Raw genomic sequence first — 16,407 nt, forward strand, 5'->3', positions numbered from 1 at the left:
ATGCTTATCGGCCTGGCCTGACGGCACGAGCGCTTGCTTCTGTCATCTCGCATCAGGGCGATCTGTGTGGCGGGCACGCCGTGTCCGTCTGTTTCCAAGGGAGGACTGACATGAGGAAAACAGTTTTGCTCGCCGCCGTCGCCGCCATGGCGTTGGGCGCCGGGCCGGCTTTGGCCAAGAAGCAGCTCGTCATCGTGGTGAAAGGTCTCGACAATCCGTTCTTCGAGGCCATCCACCAGGGCTGCGAGAAATGGAACAAGGAAAACGCCAGCTCGGAATATGAGTGCTTCTACACCGGTCCGGCGTCGACTTCCGACGAGGCCGGCGAGGCGCAGATCGTGCAGGATATGCTGAGCAAGCCGGACACGGTGGCGATGGCGATTTCGCCGTCCAACGCGCCGCTGATCGCGCAAACGATCAAGAGCGCCAACCCGTCGATCCCGATCATGACCGTCGATGCCGACCTTGCCAAGGAGGACGCAGCACTTCGCAAGACCTATCTCGGCACCGACAACTATCTGATGGGCAAGAAGATCGGCGAATACATCAAGAAGGCCAAGCCGAATGGCGGCACGATCTGCACCATCGAGGGCAATCCGGCGGCCGACAACATCCTACGCCGCGCGCAAGGCATGCGTGACGCGCTGTCGGGCAAGGAAGGACTTGCAGCTCTTGCCGGCGAAGGCGGCTGGACGGAAGTGGCTGGCTGCCCGGTGTTCACCAATGACGACGGCGCCAAGGGCGTGCAGGCGATGACCGACATCCTTGCCGCCAACCCCAAGCTCGATGCGTTCGGCATCATGGGCGGCTGGCCGCTGTTCGGCGCGCCGCAGCCCTATCGCGATCTGGTCGGACCGCTGAAGGACAAGCTGGCCAGCAACGACTTCGTCATCGGCGCCGCCGACACGATCGGCGACGAGGTGGCGATCGCCCGGGATGGCCTTGTCACCGCGCTGGTCGGCCAGCGGCCGTTCGAGATGGGCTACAAGGCGCCGTCCGTGATGATCGACCTGATCGAAGGCAAGAAGGTCGACGATCCGGTGTTCACCGGCCTCGACGAATGCACCAAGGATACGGTCGACACCTGCATCCAGAAATAGGCGTCTCGATCGGGGCGCTCGCCAACGGGCGCCCCGCCACCTCTGCTGACGAACAGGGACACGCATTTCAGGGGCAGCGGCTCCGGCTTTGGCGCGCCCGAGGTTCGAATTTTTCGGCAATGGCATCGGCGGACCGACAGTTCCTGACCGGAACAGGTACGGCCGACGCATTGGAACGTGGATGCCGGACGAAAAGTCAAACAAGCGAGCCATTCGGACCAAGGCACAGGCCGGCCGCCGTCCGGCCGCCATGCGCCGGCCCGATGCGGCGCACTTTCCCGGTGCCAGCGTGCACGCCTCGCTGGCCAGCGAGATCGGGCTCAGGATCGTGCGCGGCGACTATCCGCCCGGCACCATCCTGCCCAACGAAGCCCAATGGTCGCAAACGTTCAATGTCAGCCGCTCGGCGGTGCGCGAGGCGATCAAGATGCTGATGGCCAAGAGCCTGTTGGCGTCGCGCCCCAAGATCGGCAGTTGGGTCGAACCGAAGGAGCGCTGGAACCTGCTCGATCGCGACGTGCTCGCTTGGTACGCGACCGCGCCGGACCGGGAGGTGTTTCTGCGGACCGTGCAGGAGTTCCGTCACATCATCGAGCCGGAAGCGAGCGCCTTTGCCGCGGTGCGGCGCAGCGACGAGCAGATGGCCGAGATCAGCCAGGCCTGCCGCGAGATGGGCGAGGCGGCAAGCCTGCAGGAGCGCATCCGCGCCGACACGCGCTTTCATCTCGCCATCCTGCGGGCCTCCGGCAACGACCTGCTGGTGCCGCTCGGCGTGCTGATCGAATCGGCGCTGGATCACCTCTTCGTCTTCACGACTCAACAGGTCGGCGACCAGCGGCGGGCACAGAAGCTGCACGAGGCGATCGAGAAGAACATTCGTTTGCAGCGACCCGCGGCGGCGCGCAACGCCGTGCACAAGCTGCTCGCCGATACCGATGAGAGGGTCGGAAGGGGGCGGGGGTGACCGGCGCTTGCGCTTGGTGATCGCCTTTCCCCGGGGCAATGCGTAGCCCTTCGTCGGCCCTTCGCAGGCTTAAGGCGTTCGAAGCTCGAAAAGCCAAGCTGTTGGCCCTTCATCCGCTGCGCGGACCGCTTCTCACCCCTTAAATCGTCTGTTTCTTTCCATCCTTCATCGGCATCAGGTCGACACCGTTGACCTTGCCGATATGGGTGGCCAGCATCGGCACGTACTGCTCGGCCGGGCCGGTAGCGAAGGCCCCGGCGAAGGCGTTCTTGGTGGCGTTGCCGAGCGGGTTGGCGATGCCGGCAGAACCCGCCATCGATTCGAGATAGGTCAGGTCCTTAAAGGCGTTGGCGACGGTGAATTTGTGGGCGTCGCGATCACCCTCCAGCGTCCAGCGCATGAAGGTCTGGTAGAAGCCGCAATCCATGCGGCCGTTGCGGATGACGCTGTCGAAGCGCGCCGGCGAGATGCCGACCTTCTCGGCCAAGGCCAATGCCTCGGAATAGATCGCGGCATAGCCCAGCGAGACGAAATTGTTGAGCAATTTCATGCGGTGGCCGTCACCTGTGTCGCCGATATGGACGATACGGCCGGCCCAGGTTTCGATCACCGGTTTGACCCTGGCAAAGACGGCGTCGGGGGCGCCGACCATGGCGTCGAGCGTGCCTTCCCAAGCCTCCTTCGGCGTGCGGCTGAGCGGCGCGTCGACATAGTCGACGCCGAGCGCCTTGAGCTCGGCGGCGAGCGCCACGGTCGAGACCGGGTCCGAGGTCGAGCAGTCGACGACGACCGCGCCTTTTTTCAGTCCCTCCTTGAGACCGCCGGGGCCGCGAATGATGGCTTCGACCTCGCGTGAACCGGTGACGCAGATGAAGACGATTGTCGATGCCGCCGCCACGTCGCGGGAGGTCGCGGCTTCGTGGGCGCCCCGGCTAGCCAGATCCTCCGCCGGCTTGCGGTTCTTGCGGCCGAGGAAGGTCAAGTGATAGCCTTTGTCGACGATGTTCTTGGCGATGCCATGGCCCATCAGGCCAAGGCCAATGAAGCCGATCTTCTCGCTCGCTGCGGTCGTGTTCATGCTGTCTGTCCTGTTTTGCGATTATCGATAATGTCGCTGCTGTTTTAGCCGTATGCGGTTGCAGAAAGCAATATTGTCTGACAATACACATAATCCCAGGGCTTTCGTGGAGACCAGAATGACGAAACGGATCATGTTCACCGGCGGTAGCGGCAAGGCTGGGCGCCACGTCGTGCAATATCTGGTGGAGCAGGGCTGCCAGGTGCTCAACATCGACACCAAGCCGCTCGACAATCCCAAGGTGCGCACGCTAATTGCCGACATCACCGACAGCGGGCAGGTGTTCAACGCGCTGTCGAGCTATGCGGGCCTGCATGAATTCGATCCGTCGCTGCGCCCGCAGCCCGTCGACGCCGTGGTGCATTTCGCCGCCATCCCGCGCATCATGATCACGCCCGATAATGAGGTGTTCCGCATCAACGCGATGGGCACCTACAATGTCATCGAGGCGGCGGTGAAGCTCGGCATCCGCAAGGTGATCATCGCCTCCAGCGAGACCACCTACGGCCTGGTCTTCGCCAACGAGCCGCGCGCGCCGAAATATTTCCCGCTCGACGAAGAATACGACGTCGATCCGATGGACAGCTATGCCCTTTCCAAGGTCGTCAATGAGAAGACGGCACGGGCTTTTGCGCAGCGCGACGGTACCGACATCTATGCATTGCGCATCGGCAACGTCATCGAGCCGCACGAATATTCGCTGTTTCCGAAATGGTTCGCCGATCCGGGGTTCCGCAAGCGTATCGCCTGGAGCTATGTCGATGCGCGCGACCTCGGCCAGATCACGCTGCGCGCCATCGAGAAGGATGGGCTCGGCTACCAGGTGTTCAACGCCGCCAATGACGACACTTCGTCGGATCTGCCGACTGCGGAACTGCTGAAGCGCTTCTATCCCGGCGTGCCGGTCAAGGGTGAACTCGGCGAATTCGAGACGCTGTTGTCCAATCGCAAGGCGCGCGACATGTTGGGCTTTCGGCCGGAACACAGCTGGCGCAAATACGTCAAGATCGCTTGAAAACAGGCCCCGCAGGGTTTTGAGTTGTGCACAGAAGCCGGCTTTGCGGGTGAACCCGCTTGCCGTGCTTGACACCCTGCTCAATCCGGACTTTCTGGAGCGTATGCGGGACGCGAAGCCGAACAAGGAAAAATCGCCGGCAAAAGCGGGATCGGCCGAGCGTCAGGCCGGCGTTCGCCGCACCGATGCGGCGCGCATTCCGGGTTCCAGCGTGCACACCTCGCTGGCCAGTGAGATCGGGCTCAGGATCGTGCGTGGCGACTATCCGCCAGGCACCATCCTGCCCAACGAAGCCAAATGGTCGGAGACCTTCAGCGTCAGTCGCTCGGCGGTACGCGAGGCGATCAAGATGCTGATGGCCAAAAGCCTGCTCGCCTCGCGCCCCAAGATCGGCAGCTGGGTCGAGCCGAAGGAGCGCTGGAACCTGCTAGACCGCGACGTGCTCGCCTGGTACGCGACCTCGCCGGACCGCGAGGTGTTTCTGAAGACCGTGCAGGAATTCCGCCACATCATCGAGCCGGAGGCGTCGGCTTTTGCCGCCATGCGGCGCACCGACGAACAAATGGCCGAAATCAGCCAGGCCTGCCGCGAGATGGGCGAGGCGCCAAGTCTGCAGGAGCGCACCCGCGCCGACACGCGCTTTCATCTCGCGATCCTGCGGGCGTCTGGCAACGATCTCCTGGTGCCGCTCGGGGTCCTTATCGAATCCGCCTTCGACCATCTCTTCACCTACACGACGCGGGAACTCGACGATTTGCAGCACGCACAGAAGATGCACGAGGCGATCGAGAAGAACATCCGCCTGCAGCGGCCCGACGCGGCGCGCGCCGCGGTGCGCAAGCTGCTCGCCAACACAGACGGCGTGATCAGGTCACGATAACGCGTTCCAGGAACCCTAGACGCAGCTTTCCTGCCTACCCCTCCTTCTCACGTCCGAACGCCGCGCGCAGTTCGTCCTTGGCCTCCTCGAGGACCTTCTTCTGCTTCGCCGGCAGGTTCTTGCCGGCACGATTGATGTAGAAGTTCAGCATCGACATGGCGGACTGGAACGGTTCGGCCTTGCGCCGGTCGCTGTGTTCGGCCGACCGCTTAAGCGAAGCCGCGATCTTCTTCGGGTCATGGGATTCGAAGACATGGTCTTCGAGATCCATGGCATTGCTGTGCTCGGTCACCTCAGCCGACCATTTCCGTTTCGCGCTCATGGCAATCTCCTTCGCGTTGAGCTGATTGCAAAACGTCATTCGTCGTCGCACGTTCCGGTGAGCCCGGACCGACGAACTCTGGAACCATGGAATTACCCATGTGGCGCTGCTCGGCGCGGCGAATGCGCCGATAGTGGCGAAAGGACCGTCGGCCGCTAGGCCGCATGACCGCGACAATGGTCAATGTCGATGACGGAATGGGAAACAGCTTGGCCTCGATCTTCTCCTCACCAGCAGCCGGTAGTGCCGTCGTCGACAGCTCGCATGCATGGATACGGCTGGCGGTATCGATGCTTCTATCGACAGTCGGCGGCGTAGGCATGTGGGCCGTGGTCGTGGTGCTGCCGGCCGTGCAGGCCGAGTTCGGCGTCGACAGGGCCGACGCCGCTCTGCCCTATACCGCGACCATGGTCGGCTTTGCCGCCGGAAACGTTCTGGTCGGGCGCGCTATCGACCGCGTCGGCTACTGGATCCCGGCGCTTGCTTCCTCGATGGCCCTGGTTGCCGGCTTCCTGCTGGCGGCGCTGTCGACCTCGATCCTGCAATTCACGCTCGCCCAGGGCCTGCTGATCGGGGTCGGTACATCGGCGATCTTCGGGCCGCTGATCGCCGACATCTCGCACTGGTTCAACCGCCGGCGCGGTGTCGCCGTGGCGGCGGCCGCGGCCGGCAGCTACCTCGCCGGAACGATCTGGCCGACCGTCATGCCGCCCCTGATGAAAGCGGAAGGCTGGCGCTTCACCTATGTAGCCATCGGCCTCTTCTGCCTGGCGACCATGGTGCCGCTGGTGCTGATGCTGCGGCGCGGTGCGCCGATCGCGGTCGCCGGTTCCGCGGGCAGCCGGCTGGTGCAGCCGATCTCGCTGTCGCCGACGGCACTCCAGGTGCTGCTTGTCATTGCCGGTCTCGGCTGCTGCGTGGCCATGTCGATGCCGCAGGTGCATATCGTGGCCTACTGCATGGATCTTGGCTACGGCGTCGCGCATGGCGCCGACATGCTGTCGATCATGATGGCGGCCGGCGTGGTCAGCCGCGTGGCCTCGGGCTTCGTCGCCGACCGCATCGGCGGGGTGAAGACCCTGCTTATCGGCTCGGTGCTGCAATGCCTGTCACTGTTCTTTTACATTCCCTTCGACGGGCTTGCCTCGCTCTACGTCGTTTCGCTGGTCTTCGGCCTGTCGCAGGGTGGCATCGTGCCCTGCTATGCGATCATAGTGCGGGAATACATGCCCGCCAGGGAGGCCGGCCAACGCGTCGGCATCGTCATCATGGCGACCATTTTCGGCATGGCGATCGGCGGCTGGATCTCGGGCTGGATCTACGACCTGACCGGCTCCTACGCCGCCGCGTTCCTGAACGGCATCGCCTGGAACCTGCTGAACATCCTGATGATGGTGCTGGTGCTTTGGAAGGCAAGACGCGGCGCGACGGCAATGGCCTGAGGTAGAGCGGAAGCACTCGCCCGCAAGCGCCCCGGCTTGACAACGGGCCGGGGCTGCGCGACGCCAGAGGCGAGCGGGTGCGGCACAGGCTGGTGAGATGGCGACAGCAACGTCGATCGTATTGCGGCAGCGCCTTGGCGGCCACGCACCGCATGGGGCCTGTCCTTGATCAAGCCGCGCTCGCGCCGAGGCGGCGGTCGCCCGACCATATCAGACGTCGCGCGTAAGGCCGGCGTAGGCGCAATCACCGTGTCTCGCGCCCTGCGCGAGCCGGAGCGGGTCTCCGAGGACCTGCGTCGCCAGATCCACGCCGCCGTCGACGAACTCGGCTACGTGCCGGATCCCAACGCACGGGCGCTGGCCTCGGCCCGCGCCGAGGTGTTCGGCGTGCTGGTGCCGTCGCTTACCAACAGCGTCTTTGCCGAGGTGGTGCGTGGCATCTATGACAGCCTGTCTGACAGCGCCTTCCGCATCCAGCTCGGCAACACCCACTATTCCGGACTTGAAGAAGAGCGGCTGCTGCAGGTGTTCGGGCCACAAAGGCCGGCGGCGCTGATCGTGGCCGGCATCGACCAGACGCCGGCCTCGCGAAAATTGCTGGAGAACGCAGGCTGCCCGGTGGTGCAGGTTATGGAAACCGGCCCCTATCCGGTGGATATGATGGTCGGCTTCTCGCATCTGGACGGCGGCAGGGCGGCGACCGAGCATCTGATCGAAGCGGGCTACCGTCGCATCGGATTCATCGGCGCGCGCATGGATCCGCGCTCGCAGCGACGCCTGGCCGGATACCGCATGGCGGTGGAGAAAGCCGGCCTGTTCGATCCACGCCTGATCACCACCACGCCGGTGCCGTCCAGCGTGACGCTGGGGCGCGAGCTTTTCCGCGACGCGCTGGCCAAGATGCCGACGCTCGACGGCGTATTCTGCAACAATGACGACATCGCGCTAGGCGCGCTGTTCGAGTGTCATCGCGCTTCGATCGATGTGCCCAAGAGGGTCGGCATCGTCGGCTTCAACGACCTCGACATGATGCAGGTGGCGTTTCCCTCCGTCACCAGCATCCGCACGCCCCGCTACGAGATCGGACGGCGGGCAGTGGCCATGGCGCTGGCGGCGATAGGAGGCGAGCCTCCGCAGCAGCGCGTCGTGGATCTCGGTTTCGAACTCATGCGCCGCGAGAGCACGGCGCGCTGAACACACTTTCGCGATCACGAGAAAGGGCGCTTTACACAACACTCTTGGTAGCGCTACCATCACTATCGGACAGGGAAGAGAATGCAACGGCACGCAGCCTGTCTATTATACATAAGCGACAACTAATTCTTGTTTATTATGTATAATATGCTATTTTCCCCAACAACCTGGGAACAACGGGGAGGAGGCATCGCATAGGCCATTGGCCATCGGAAAGGCAGGTAGGGCAAGGCAGGAGGAGCCGGAGCCGACCGTGCGAAATTCACATCGCGAAACGACATCAAAATTACAAAATGGGAGGATTATCGATGATCAAGTCACTGGTGGGTGGCATCATTGCCGCCAGCGCATTCGTCATGCTCAACTCGGCCGCCATGGCCGCCGGCCCCGAGATCGTGCCGGGCCCGGCCGCCCAAGCCGACTGCTTCGCGCCCTGGAGCGCGGACACGAAATTCTTCAAATATCCCAAGAAGGAAGGCCCATACCGTATCGCCTTCGCCAATGGCTATATCGCCAACACCTGGCGCATCCAGATGGTGCAGACCGCAAAGGCCTATGCCGCCCAGCCGGATGTCAAGGCCAAGATCAAGGAATTCAAGGTCGTCTCGACCGGAGAGGACGTGCCGGCGCAGATCTCGGCGATCAACAACTTCATCGATTCCGGCTATGACGCCATCGTCACCGACGCGCAGAATCCGACCGCCTTCGGCCCGGTCATCAAGCGCGCCAAGCAAGCCGGCATCGTGCTGGTCGCCTTCGACAACATCCTCGACACGAAGGACGCCATCAACGTCAATGTCGACCAGAAGGGGCTCGGCGAATTATGGGCCAAATGGCTGGTCGAGAAAGTGCCCAATGGCGGCAAGATCCTCGAAGTGCGTGGTGTGGCCGGCACTTCCGTCGATACAGACCGCCACAACGGCATTCATGAGGTGCTCGACGCTTCCGGCAAGAAATGGGACGTCACCGAAGTTGCTGGCAAATGGGACGACGGCGTGGCACAGAAGGTGACCGCGGATGCGATCGCCACAAATGGTCCGTTCGACGGCATCACCGGTCAGGGCGGTGACACCGGTATCGTGCAGGCGATGATCGACGCCAAGCATCCCTTCGTGCCGTTCGGCGGCGAAACCGAGAACGGTTTCCGCAAGTTCTGCGCGGCGCATTCGGCCGACGGCCTGAAGTGCACCTCCGCCGGCTCGGGGCCGGCCCAGGTCGCCGTCGCCATCAAGGCGGCCATTGCGGCGCTGGAAGGCGAGGTGGTGCCGCAAGAGGTGAAGCTGCCGCTGGCCGTCGCCTCTGATCCGGACATGAAGGAAGGCACGGATTACTTTCCGAAGGAGTCCGACAATTTCTTCGTCGGCAATTCCTTCCCGACCTGCGGCATCAACTTCAGCGCCCAGGAAATCATGGGCCAGACCAAGGAAAACCAGTAGTTCCGCTGGATGCCATTTCGGCGCTGCGGCCAACCCGCGGCGCCGGTCCCCGAATATACGAGCGCCCTGGGAGGGTTGATGGACGGTGCGGCTCCGCTCTTCCGCATGGAAGGCATATCGAAGCGCTATGGCGGCGTGCGGGCGCTGGAGAAGGCCGAGCTGTCGGTCGAGGCCGGCAGCATTCACGCCATCCTTGGCGAGAACGGCGCCGGCAAATCGACACTGATCAAGATCATGGCGGGGGTCGTTGCGCCGGACGAAGGCCGCATGCTGCTGGACGGGCGCGAGGCGACCTTCGCCTCGCCGGGCGCCGCGAACAAGGCCGGCATCGTCTGCATCTTCCAGGAGTTGTCGCTGATTCCCGAACTCAGCGTCGCCGATAACATCGTCATATCCGATCCGCCGAAGCGTTTCGGCATGATCGACCGCAAGGCGCAGCGGCGCATCGCCGAGGACGCGCTGGCGCGTGCGGGAGCATCCGACATCCATCCGCTGGCACTAGTCAAGGACCTGCCGCTGTCGCGCCGGCAGATGGTCGAGATCGCCAAGGCATTGGCCAGGAAGCCGCGCATCCTGATCCTCGACGAGGCGACCTCGGCACTGACGGCGGCGGATGTGTCGAAGATCTTCGCCGTGCTGAAGCGGCTGCGTTCGGAAGGGCTGGCGCTGCTCTACATCTCGCACCGCATGAACGAGATCGCCGAATTGGCGGACCAGTGCACGGTGTTCCGTAACGGCCGCAATGTCGCCAGCTATCCCGCCGGCTCGAAGAGCGACAGTGAAGTCGTCGAACTGATGATCGGGCGCGAATACAGCCACATTTTCCCGCCCAAGCCGACATTTGCGCCGGCCGTCACCGCGCCGGTGCTCGAAGCCCGCAAGCTGTCCTGGACGGATCGCCTGGATAACATCTCGCTCTCGGTCAGGGCAGGCGAGGTGGTTGGCCTCGGCGGCCTCGACGGGCAGGGCCAACGCGAATTGCTGCTCGCCTTCTTCGGCGTCCTGCGTGGCCTTTCCGGCCAGATCCTGGTCGACGGCAGGCCGGTCAGCATCGCCAGCCCCGCCGCCGCCCGCGAGAACGGCATCGGCATGGCGCTTATTCCCGAGGATCGCAAGACCGAAGGCCTGATGCTGCCGATGACGGTGCGCGAGAACCTGTCCTTCGCCGCGCTCGACCGGCTGTCGAAAGGCGGCATCGTCGACCGCGCCGCCGAGCAGCGGCTGATCGACGACATGGTCGGCCTGCTGGCGATCAAGACGGCCGGCCTCGACATTCCGGTCGGCGCGCTGTCGGGCGGCAACCAGCAGAAGGTCGTCATCGCCAAATGGCTGATGCGCCAGCCGCGCATCATCCTGCTCAACGATCCGACGCGCGGCATCGATGTCGGCACCAAGCAGGAGCTGTATCAACTGATGCGCAAGCTGGCGGACGCGGGGGCGGCAATCCTGTTCTATTCGACCGACTATGACGAGTTGATCGGCTGCTGCGACCGCGTGCTGGTGCTCTATGACGGGGCGGTCAAGCGCGAACTGGTGGGCGCCGAAATCACCGAGCGGGCGCTGATATCAAGCGCGCTCAACATGCCCGGCGGGGATAGCCCGGTGAAGCAGGGAGCGAACGCGTGAAAGGGATTTTGGCGTGAAGGATTGGCGCTACTGGCTGGCGGAGCAGCGCGGAACGCTGCTGGCGCTCGGCATCTTCATCGTCATGTTCGTCATCTACACCGCGAACCATCCGGCCGGCTTCACCGCCAATGTCGTGCAGACGGCGGCCAACAAGGGCGTGCTGCTGGCCTTCGTCGCCATGGCGCAGACGCTGGTGGTGATCACCGCCGGCATCGACCTTTCCGTCGGCATGATCTTCCTGTTGACCAACTGCCTGGCTTCGTGGCTGGTGGTGGGCACACCGATGCAGACGGCGCTTGGCGTGTTGGCGGTACTGGCCGTCGGACTGCTGTGCGGGGCGATCAACGGCGCCATCGTCATCTACGGGCGGCTGCAGCCGATCGTCGCCACCATCGCCACCGGCGCGGTCTATTATGGCATCGGGCTGCTGCTGCGGCCGTTCCCGGGCGGATCGGTCAACGAGGATCTGGCCGACGCGCTGACGGGCCGTGTGTTTGACGTGGTGCCGGCCAGCATGGTTGTGCTCCTGGCCGTCGTGCTGGTGATCTGGGTGCCGTTCAGCCGCTCGGTGCTCGGCCGCGCGGCCTATGCGGCGGGGTCGTCGGAAATGGCGGCCTACATGTCAGGCGTGCCCATCCGGCGCGGCAAGTTCGCAGCCTATACGCTGGCGGGGCTGCTGGCCTCGATCGGCGGCCTGTTCCTGACGTTCTTCACCTATACGGGCGAAGCGGCCTATGCCAGCGGCAACTCCTACACGCTGTTTTCCATTGCCGCCGTGGTGCTGGGCGGCGTCTCGCTGTTCGGCGGCAAGGGAAGTGCCGTCGGCGCTATCTTCGGCGCGCTTGCCTTCCGCACCATCGGCGATCTGTTGTTCGTCTTCGATTTCGACCCGCTGTGGCAGCCGCTGTTCCAGGGCGTTATCCTGCTGATCGCCGTCAGCCTCGGCGCCTTCGCGCTGTTTAGGGTCCGCAACCGGCTGGAGTGGTTCCTGTGAGCGAGACGACATTGGGCGGCATCGCCGGCCGTATGCCGAAATTCATTCGCCGCGCCGATCCCGCGGTGCTGACGGCCTTTGCCTGCATCGTGGTCCTGCTCCTGCTGGGCAGCCTTTATTCGCGCAGCTTCCTGTCGCCTGAATATCTCTTGCAGCAGCTCAAGGTGGCCTCTTTTCTCGGCGTCATCGCCACCGGCATGATGCTGGTCATCCTGCTCGGCCAGATCGACCTGTCGGTGCCGTGGTCGGTGGCGGCGGGCGCGATGATGGCTTGCGCCGCGGCCGCCTATGGCCCGGCCGGCGTTGCGTTGGCCATTCCATTCGGCATCTTGTGCGGGGTGCTGATCGGCATCGTCAACGGCATCGGCGTCGCCTATCTGCGCATTCCCTCCATGATCATCACGCTCGCCACCAACGCCGTCGCGCAAGGGCTGATGGTGGTCTACACTGGCGGGTTCTCGCCCCAGGATTCGGCCACCGGCGCCATGCGCTACCTGGCCACCGGCTTTGCCATTCCGGGAGTTCCCAATGCGGTCATCATCTGGGCGCTGATCGGCGCCGCAATGGTGTTCGTTCTGACCCGCACCGGATTTGGCCGCACCGTCTACGGTATCGGCAACCGCGAGCGTGCCGCTTATCTCTCCGGCATCGACACAAGGCGCGTGGTGATGATCGCCTTCGCCGTCTCCGGCGGGCTCTCCGCCTTCGGCGGGGTGCTGCTTGCCGGCTACGCCTCCAAGGCGGCGCAGTCGATGGGAGACGCCTATCTCCTGCCGTCGATCGCGGCCGTCGTGCTGGGCGGCACCTCGATCCTTGGCGGGCGCGGCTCCTATCTCGGCACTGTGGCCGGCGTCATTCTGATCACGCTCCTGCAATCCATACTGTCGGTCATGCAGATGCCGGAGGCGGGTAGGCAGATCATCTATGGCGTCGTCATCGTCGCCATGCTGCTGCTCTACGGCCGCGCGCCGGCAAGCCGCTAGACCATCGTGGCGGAAAGGACAGATCAATCGCCGACCGGCGCCAGCGGGCAGGCGCCGGTCATCGTGGCGATGGGCGTCGCCGGTTGCGGCAAGTCGGCCGTCGGCATGGCGCTGGCAGAGAGACTGGGCGCCGTCTTCATCGAAGGCGACCGGCTGCATCCGCCGGAAAACGTCGCCCGCATGGCCAGAGGCGAGCCGTTGACGGACACTTTGCGCGAGGGATGGCTTGACGCGATCGGCGAGCGCATCGCGACCTCGGCCGGCAAAGGGCAGGGCGTGGTCGCCGCCTGTTCGGCGCTGAAGCGAAGCTATCGTGAACGACTGCACGGCTTCCGCCGTGACATCGTCTTCCTCTACCTGGAGATCGACCCGGCCACGGCGCGGCAGCGCGTCGGCAACCGCAAGGGTCATTTCATGCCGGCAAGCCTGGTCGACAGCCAGTTCGCCATTCTCGAGCCGCCGGCGGCGGACGAGCGGGCGCTGACGCTCGATGCGACGCACCCGATCGCCGAACTTGTCGCCGAGGCGGTGCGCGTGACGCGGCGGTTCTGAACCTTGATCGGCGCCATGCCGGCATTCGACTTGCGCCGGCAAATGCCGCGCATGCGCAGGGTCTAGATCTGTGACGTCAACTCGACCGGAAAATCATCATTGTCGGCATCGCGCATGGCGGCAAGGCTGCGGTTGTCCAGTACCTCGGCGATTGCCTGGCGCACCTCGAGCATCATGTGCCGGACCTGGCACGTCGCTTCGTCGCAATCCTCGCAGCGCTGATATTGCGTGCGGCTGGCGCATGGGATCGGCGCCAGCGGCCCGTCCAGCACACGCACGACATGGCCGATCTTGATCTCCGAGGCCGGGCGGGCGAGGCGATAGCCGCCTTCCTTGCCCTTGCGGCTCTGGACGAAGCCGGCATTGCGCAACTCGCCCAGAATGGCATCGAGGAATTTCTTGGGAATGTTGTTGGCGACCGCGATGTCGTTGACGAAGGCCAATTGGCCAACCGGCAAGCCGGACAGATGCACGAGGGCCTTGAGGCCGTATTTGCCTTTTTTTGTCAGCATGCCCGAGTCAACCCATGAAGCCCCAACAACCCGCATCTGGCGGCTGTTTGTGTGCAAATGATGACGGGGCTTGTGGAGCGCTGCCGTTTCGCGAACAAGCCGATTTGCCGGCACATTAGGCGCAAACGCGTTGATTCTTCGTAACCTTGTGTGCGGCAGGCGTCGTATTTGCCATGCTTTGCCGCAAACGGAGAAAGCCGGCAAAGCGCCGGCTTTCCTGATTTGCTTATCCCGCCCTGCTATCGCGCCGCGAAAACCTTATCGGCTGCCATAGGCCTGGTCGAGCAGGCCGCCGGCGGCGAAATGCTCTTTCTGGATGTTGTCCCAGCCGCCGAAGACGTTTTCCACCGTCAGCAGGCGCACGTCCGGGAAGTCGGCCTTGTGCTTGGCGGCGACCGCGGCGTCGCGGGCGCGCAGGCCATTGTCGGCGGCGATGTCCTGGCCCTCGGGCGTATAGAGGAAATCGAGATAGCTTTTGGCCAGATCACGCGTGCCATGTTCGTCGGCGACCTTGTCGACGATCGCCACCGGGAATTCTGCCAGCAGGCTGACGGAAGGCGTGACCTGCTCGAATTTGTCGTCGCCATACTCCTTGCGGATGCCGCGGGTTTCGGATTCGAACGTGATCAGCACGTCACCGATCTCGCGCTGCACGAAAGTGGTGGTGGCTGCGCGCCCGCCCGTGTCGAAGATCGGCACGTTGTTGAACAACTTGGTGATGAATTCCTTCACCTTGGCGTCGTCGCCCTTGAAGGCCTCCTTGGCGTAGGCGGTAGCCGCCAGATAGGTGTAGCGCGCATTGCCCGAGGTCTTCGGGTTGGGGAAGATCACCTGCACGTCGTCGCGCACCAGGTCGCTCCAATCCTTGATGTGCTTGGGGTTGCCCGCCCGCACCAGGAAGGATGGCAGCGAATAGAAGGGCGAGGCGTTGTCGGGAAAATCCTTCTGCCAGTCGGCCGAGACGAGGCCCTTCTTGACCAGGAAGTCGATGTCGGTGACCTGATTGAAGGTGACGACATCAGCGCCGAGCCCTTCGGCGATGGCACGCGCCTGCGCCGAGGTGCCGGCATGCGACTGGTCGATGCTCACACCCGGGTGCTTCTCGGTAAAGGCCTTGTTGACCTGGACGAACAGTTCGCGGCCGACGTCATAGGAGGCGTTGAGAAGCTTGTCGGCAGACCAGGCTTGGGAAGATGCGAGGAACAGGCCGGCGACCGTGGCGACGCCGAGGAGAAATCGCTTCATGAAATGAGACTCCGTCTAGTGCTTAATCGCCCGACCATAGCCCTGCGCCACTGGCCCGACGAGACACCTGCAATGGTTTCGCGCTGCCACCGTAAGAAAAAATGTCGTCACGAGCGCGATCACTAGAATTCTGTTCCGCCCAACGCTTTCTTACCCTTGCACTGCTGGGCCAGCATGCATATACAATATGCATATACAAAGGGAGGCAACCATGCCCCAACACCGCCATTCAACAACACGGCCGTCGAAGGAGGCGAAGCTGTTTCGCAATAACCGCAGCCAGGCGGTGCGCATTCCTGTCGAGTTCGAGCTTCCCGGCGAGAAGGTCCTGATCAGCCGTGAAGGCGACCGCCTTGTCATTGAGCCGATCCGCAAAGCTGGGCTCGGAGCGTTGCTCGCCCAATGGGCAAACGAGCCGCCGCTCGGCCCCGAGGACGATTTTCCCGAAATCAATGATGCGCCGGTCGAATCCGAGGACATTTTTTGATGCGGTTTATGCTGGATACGAACATCATCAGTGACATGATCCGAAATCCGGCTGGCAAAGCCGCCAATGCAGTGGAGCGCGAGGGAGACGACGCCATTTGCACGAGCATCGTGGTGGCCTCGGAATTGCGATATGGCTGTGCCAGGAAGGGATCAGCCAAGCTGCTCAAAAAAGTCGAGCAATTGCTGGCCGAGATTCCGGTCTTGCCGCTCGATGTGCCGGCGGATGCAGAGTATGGCGCCCTTCGTGCAGAACTGGAGGCCGCCGGCCAACCCATTGGCCATAACGACCTTTTTATTGCTGCGCACGCCTGCGCTATGGGCATCACTTTGGTAACGGCCAATACGGGCGAGTTCATCCGAATCCGCAACCTGAAGATCGAGAACTGGCTGGAGTAGTGCTCGGTCTACTATCAAGCAGCCGGAAACAGCTTCCAGCGGCCCGGGCGGAACGCTACCCGGCTCTTCTGCGCGGCGGGATGGTCGACGGGCAGCTCGATTTCGACGCGCTGGCGTTCGCCGCCGATCTCGAGTTCCACCCGGCGGGTGCCGGCGACGCGGCGGCTGGCGACCACCGT

The 16,407-nt window shown here is 63.6% G+C and carries 18 protein-coding genes; 13 read left to right on the forward strand and 5 right to left on the reverse strand.

Annotated elements, in window-relative coordinates; all coding sequences use genetic code 11:
• Positions 1-110 precede the first annotated feature (110 nt).
• Positions 111-1,100, forward strand: a complete 990-nt coding sequence (locus tag FJ964_RS28435) for a sugar-binding protein (protein WP_140553836.1) — start codon at positions 111-113, stop codon at positions 1,098-1,100.
• 181 nt (positions 1,101-1,281) lie between these two features.
• Positions 1,282-2,064, forward strand: a complete 783-nt coding sequence (locus FJ964_RS28440) for a FadR/GntR family transcriptional regulator (RefSeq protein ID WP_140553837.1) — start codon at positions 1,282-1,284, stop codon at positions 2,062-2,064.
• Positions 2,065-2,203: 139 nt separating this feature from the next.
• Here FJ964_RS28440 and FJ964_RS28445 read toward each other — a convergent pair whose 3' ends face one another.
• On the reverse strand, positions 2,204-3,142 hold the full coding sequence (locus tag FJ964_RS28445; RefSeq protein ID WP_140553839.1) for an NAD(P)-dependent oxidoreductase: 939 nt from the start codon (positions 3,140-3,142) through the stop codon (positions 2,204-2,206).
• A 118-nt stretch (positions 3,143-3,260) separates the two neighbouring features.
• Here FJ964_RS28445 and FJ964_RS28450 point away from each other — a divergent pair, with 118 nt between their 5' ends.
• Together FJ964_RS28450 and FJ964_RS28455 are read left to right on the forward strand one after the other, a co-directional pair.
• The gene (locus FJ964_RS28450) at positions 3,261-4,157 is read left to right on the forward strand and encodes an NAD(P)-dependent oxidoreductase (protein WP_140553841.1); all 897 of its coding nucleotides are present in this window, start codon (positions 3,261-3,263) and stop codon (positions 4,155-4,157) included.
• 103 nt (positions 4,158-4,260) lie between these two features.
• Complete coding sequence (locus FJ964_RS28455; protein WP_140553865.1) at positions 4,261-5,037, forward strand: FadR/GntR family transcriptional regulator; 777 nt, start codon at positions 4,261-4,263, stop codon at positions 5,035-5,037.
• A 34-nt stretch (positions 5,038-5,071) separates the two neighbouring features.
• Here FJ964_RS28455 and FJ964_RS28460 read toward each other — a convergent pair whose 3' ends face one another.
• Entirely contained in the window at positions 5,072-5,359 is a 288-nt protein-coding gene (locus FJ964_RS28460; protein ID WP_181172642.1) for a DUF3175 domain-containing protein, read from the reverse strand.
• A 197-nt stretch (positions 5,360-5,556) separates the two neighbouring features.
• Between FJ964_RS28460 and FJ964_RS28465 the strand changes: the two genes are divergently transcribed.
• The 7 genes from FJ964_RS28465 to FJ964_RS28495 all read left to right on the forward strand — a co-directional run bounded on the left by FJ964_RS28465 (position 5,557) and on the right by FJ964_RS28495 (position 13,586).
• Positions 5,557-6,801, forward strand: a complete 1,245-nt coding sequence (locus tag FJ964_RS28465; RefSeq protein WP_140553867.1) for an MFS transporter — start codon at positions 5,557-5,559, stop codon at positions 6,799-6,801.
• A gap of 165 nt (positions 6,802-6,966) precedes the next feature.
• Positions 6,967-7,995 carry a LacI family DNA-binding transcriptional regulator gene (locus tag FJ964_RS28470; protein WP_140553845.1) on the forward strand — a complete coding sequence of 343 codons (1,029 nt, stop codon included), beginning with the start codon at positions 6,967-6,969 and terminating at the stop codon, positions 7,993-7,995.
• Between the two features lie 308 nt (positions 7,996-8,303).
• Entirely contained in the window at positions 8,304-9,431 is a 1,128-nt protein-coding gene (locus FJ964_RS28475) for a sugar ABC transporter substrate-binding protein (protein WP_140553847.1), read from the forward strand.
• Between the two features lie 78 nt (positions 9,432-9,509).
• Positions 9,510-11,057: a sugar ABC transporter ATP-binding protein gene (locus FJ964_RS28480; RefSeq protein WP_140553849.1), complete on the forward strand. Its 1,548-nt coding sequence runs from the start codon at positions 9,510-9,512 to the stop codon at positions 11,055-11,057.
• A gap of 13 nt (positions 11,058-11,070) precedes the next feature.
• Positions 11,071-12,051, forward strand: coding sequence for an ABC transporter permease (locus FJ964_RS28485; RefSeq protein WP_140553851.1), 981 nt, complete (start codon positions 11,071-11,073; stop codon positions 12,049-12,051).
• Positions 12,048-13,034 carry an ABC transporter permease gene (locus FJ964_RS28490; protein ID WP_140553852.1) on the forward strand — a complete coding sequence of 329 codons (987 nt, stop codon included), beginning with the start codon at positions 12,048-12,050 and terminating at the stop codon, positions 13,032-13,034. Before FJ964_RS28485 ends, FJ964_RS28490 begins: the two co-directional genes overlap by 4 nt.
• A gap of 69 nt (positions 13,035-13,103) precedes the next feature.
• Positions 13,104-13,586 (forward strand): gluconokinase, encoded by a 483-nt coding sequence (locus FJ964_RS28495; RefSeq protein WP_140553869.1) that lies wholly within the window; start codon positions 13,104-13,106, stop codon positions 13,584-13,586.
• A 62-nt stretch (positions 13,587-13,648) separates the two neighbouring features.
• Here the strand turns inward: FJ964_RS28495 and FJ964_RS28500 are convergent, their stop codons facing one another.
• Entirely contained in the window at positions 13,649-14,098 is a 450-nt protein-coding gene (locus FJ964_RS28500; RefSeq protein ID WP_006202816.1) for an Rrf2 family transcriptional regulator, read from the reverse strand.
• A 258-nt stretch (positions 14,099-14,356) separates the two neighbouring features.
• A complete protein-coding gene (locus FJ964_RS28505; protein ID WP_140553854.1) occupies positions 14,357-15,343 on the reverse strand; it encodes a sulfate ABC transporter substrate-binding protein in 987 nt (328 codons plus the stop codon).
• Between the two features lie 211 nt (positions 15,344-15,554).
• On the opposite strand from FJ964_RS28505, the gene FJ964_RS28510 reads away from it, so the two are divergent.
• Both FJ964_RS28510 and FJ964_RS28515 read left to right on the forward strand, forming a co-directional pair.
• On the forward strand, positions 15,555-15,830 hold the full coding sequence (locus tag FJ964_RS28510; RefSeq protein WP_140553856.1) for an antitoxin: 276 nt from the start codon (positions 15,555-15,557) through the stop codon (positions 15,828-15,830).
• Positions 15,830-16,228 (forward strand): type II toxin-antitoxin system VapC family toxin, encoded by a 399-nt coding sequence (locus tag FJ964_RS28515; RefSeq protein WP_140553857.1) that lies wholly within the window; start codon positions 15,830-15,832, stop codon positions 16,226-16,228. Before FJ964_RS28510 ends, FJ964_RS28515 begins: the two co-directional genes overlap by 1 nt.
• 14 nt (positions 16,229-16,242) lie before the next feature.
• Here the strand turns inward: FJ964_RS28515 and FJ964_RS28520 are convergent.
• The coding region (locus tag FJ964_RS28520; RefSeq protein WP_181172643.1) for a TOBE-like domain-containing protein at positions 16,243-16,407 on the reverse strand (165 nt) is incomplete at its 5' end.

This window comes from Mesorhizobium sp. B2-3-2 (genome assembly GCF_006442295.1).
In the GTDB taxonomy this organism is placed as follows: domain Bacteria; phylum Pseudomonadota; class Alphaproteobacteria; order Rhizobiales; family Rhizobiaceae; genus Mesorhizobium.

Bases quoted from the DNA above. Each gene is read 5' to 3' on its own strand.
- FJ964_RS28435 (WP_140553836.1), top strand. From the start codon at position 111: ATGAGGAAAACAGTTTTGCTCGCCGCCGTCGCCGCCATGGCGTTGGGC.
- FJ964_RS28475 (WP_140553847.1), top strand. From the start codon at position 8,304: ATGATCAAGTCACTGGTGGGTGGCATCATTGCCGCCAGCGCATTCGTC.
- FJ964_RS28515 (WP_140553857.1), top strand. From the start codon at position 15,830: ATGCGGTTTATGCTGGATACGAACATCATCAGTGACATGATCCGAAAT.
- FJ964_RS28440 (WP_140553837.1), top strand. From the start codon at position 1,282: ATGCCGGACGAAAAGTCAAACAAGCGAGCCATTCGGACCAAGGCACAG.
- FJ964_RS28500 (WP_006202816.1), bottom strand. From the start codon at position 14,098: ATGCTGACAAAAAAAGGCAAATACGGCCTCAAGGCCCTCGTGCATCTG.
- FJ964_RS28445 (WP_140553839.1), bottom strand. From the start codon at position 3,142: ATGAACACGACCGCAGCGAGCGAGAAGATCGGCTTCATTGGCCTTGGC.
- FJ964_RS28465 (WP_140553867.1), top strand. From the start codon at position 5,557: ATGGGAAACAGCTTGGCCTCGATCTTCTCCTCACCAGCAGCCGGTAGT.
- FJ964_RS28460 (WP_181172642.1), bottom strand. From the start codon at position 5,359: ATGAGCGCGAAACGGAAATGGTCGGCTGAGGTGACCGAGCACAGCAAT.
- FJ964_RS28505 (WP_140553854.1), bottom strand. From the start codon at position 15,343: ATGAAGCGATTTCTCCTCGGCGTCGCCACGGTCGCCGGCCTGTTCCTC.
- FJ964_RS28495 (WP_140553869.1), top strand. From the start codon at position 13,104: ATGGGCGTCGCCGGTTGCGGCAAGTCGGCCGTCGGCATGGCGCTGGCA.
- FJ964_RS28480 (WP_140553849.1), top strand. From the start codon at position 9,510: ATGGACGGTGCGGCTCCGCTCTTCCGCATGGAAGGCATATCGAAGCGC.
- FJ964_RS28510 (WP_140553856.1), top strand. From the start codon at position 15,555: ATGCCCCAACACCGCCATTCAACAACACGGCCGTCGAAGGAGGCGAAG.
- FJ964_RS28455 (WP_140553865.1), top strand. From the start codon at position 4,261: ATGCGGGACGCGAAGCCGAACAAGGAAAAATCGCCGGCAAAAGCGGGA.
- FJ964_RS28450 (WP_140553841.1), top strand. From the start codon at position 3,261: ATGACGAAACGGATCATGTTCACCGGCGGTAGCGGCAAGGCTGGGCGC.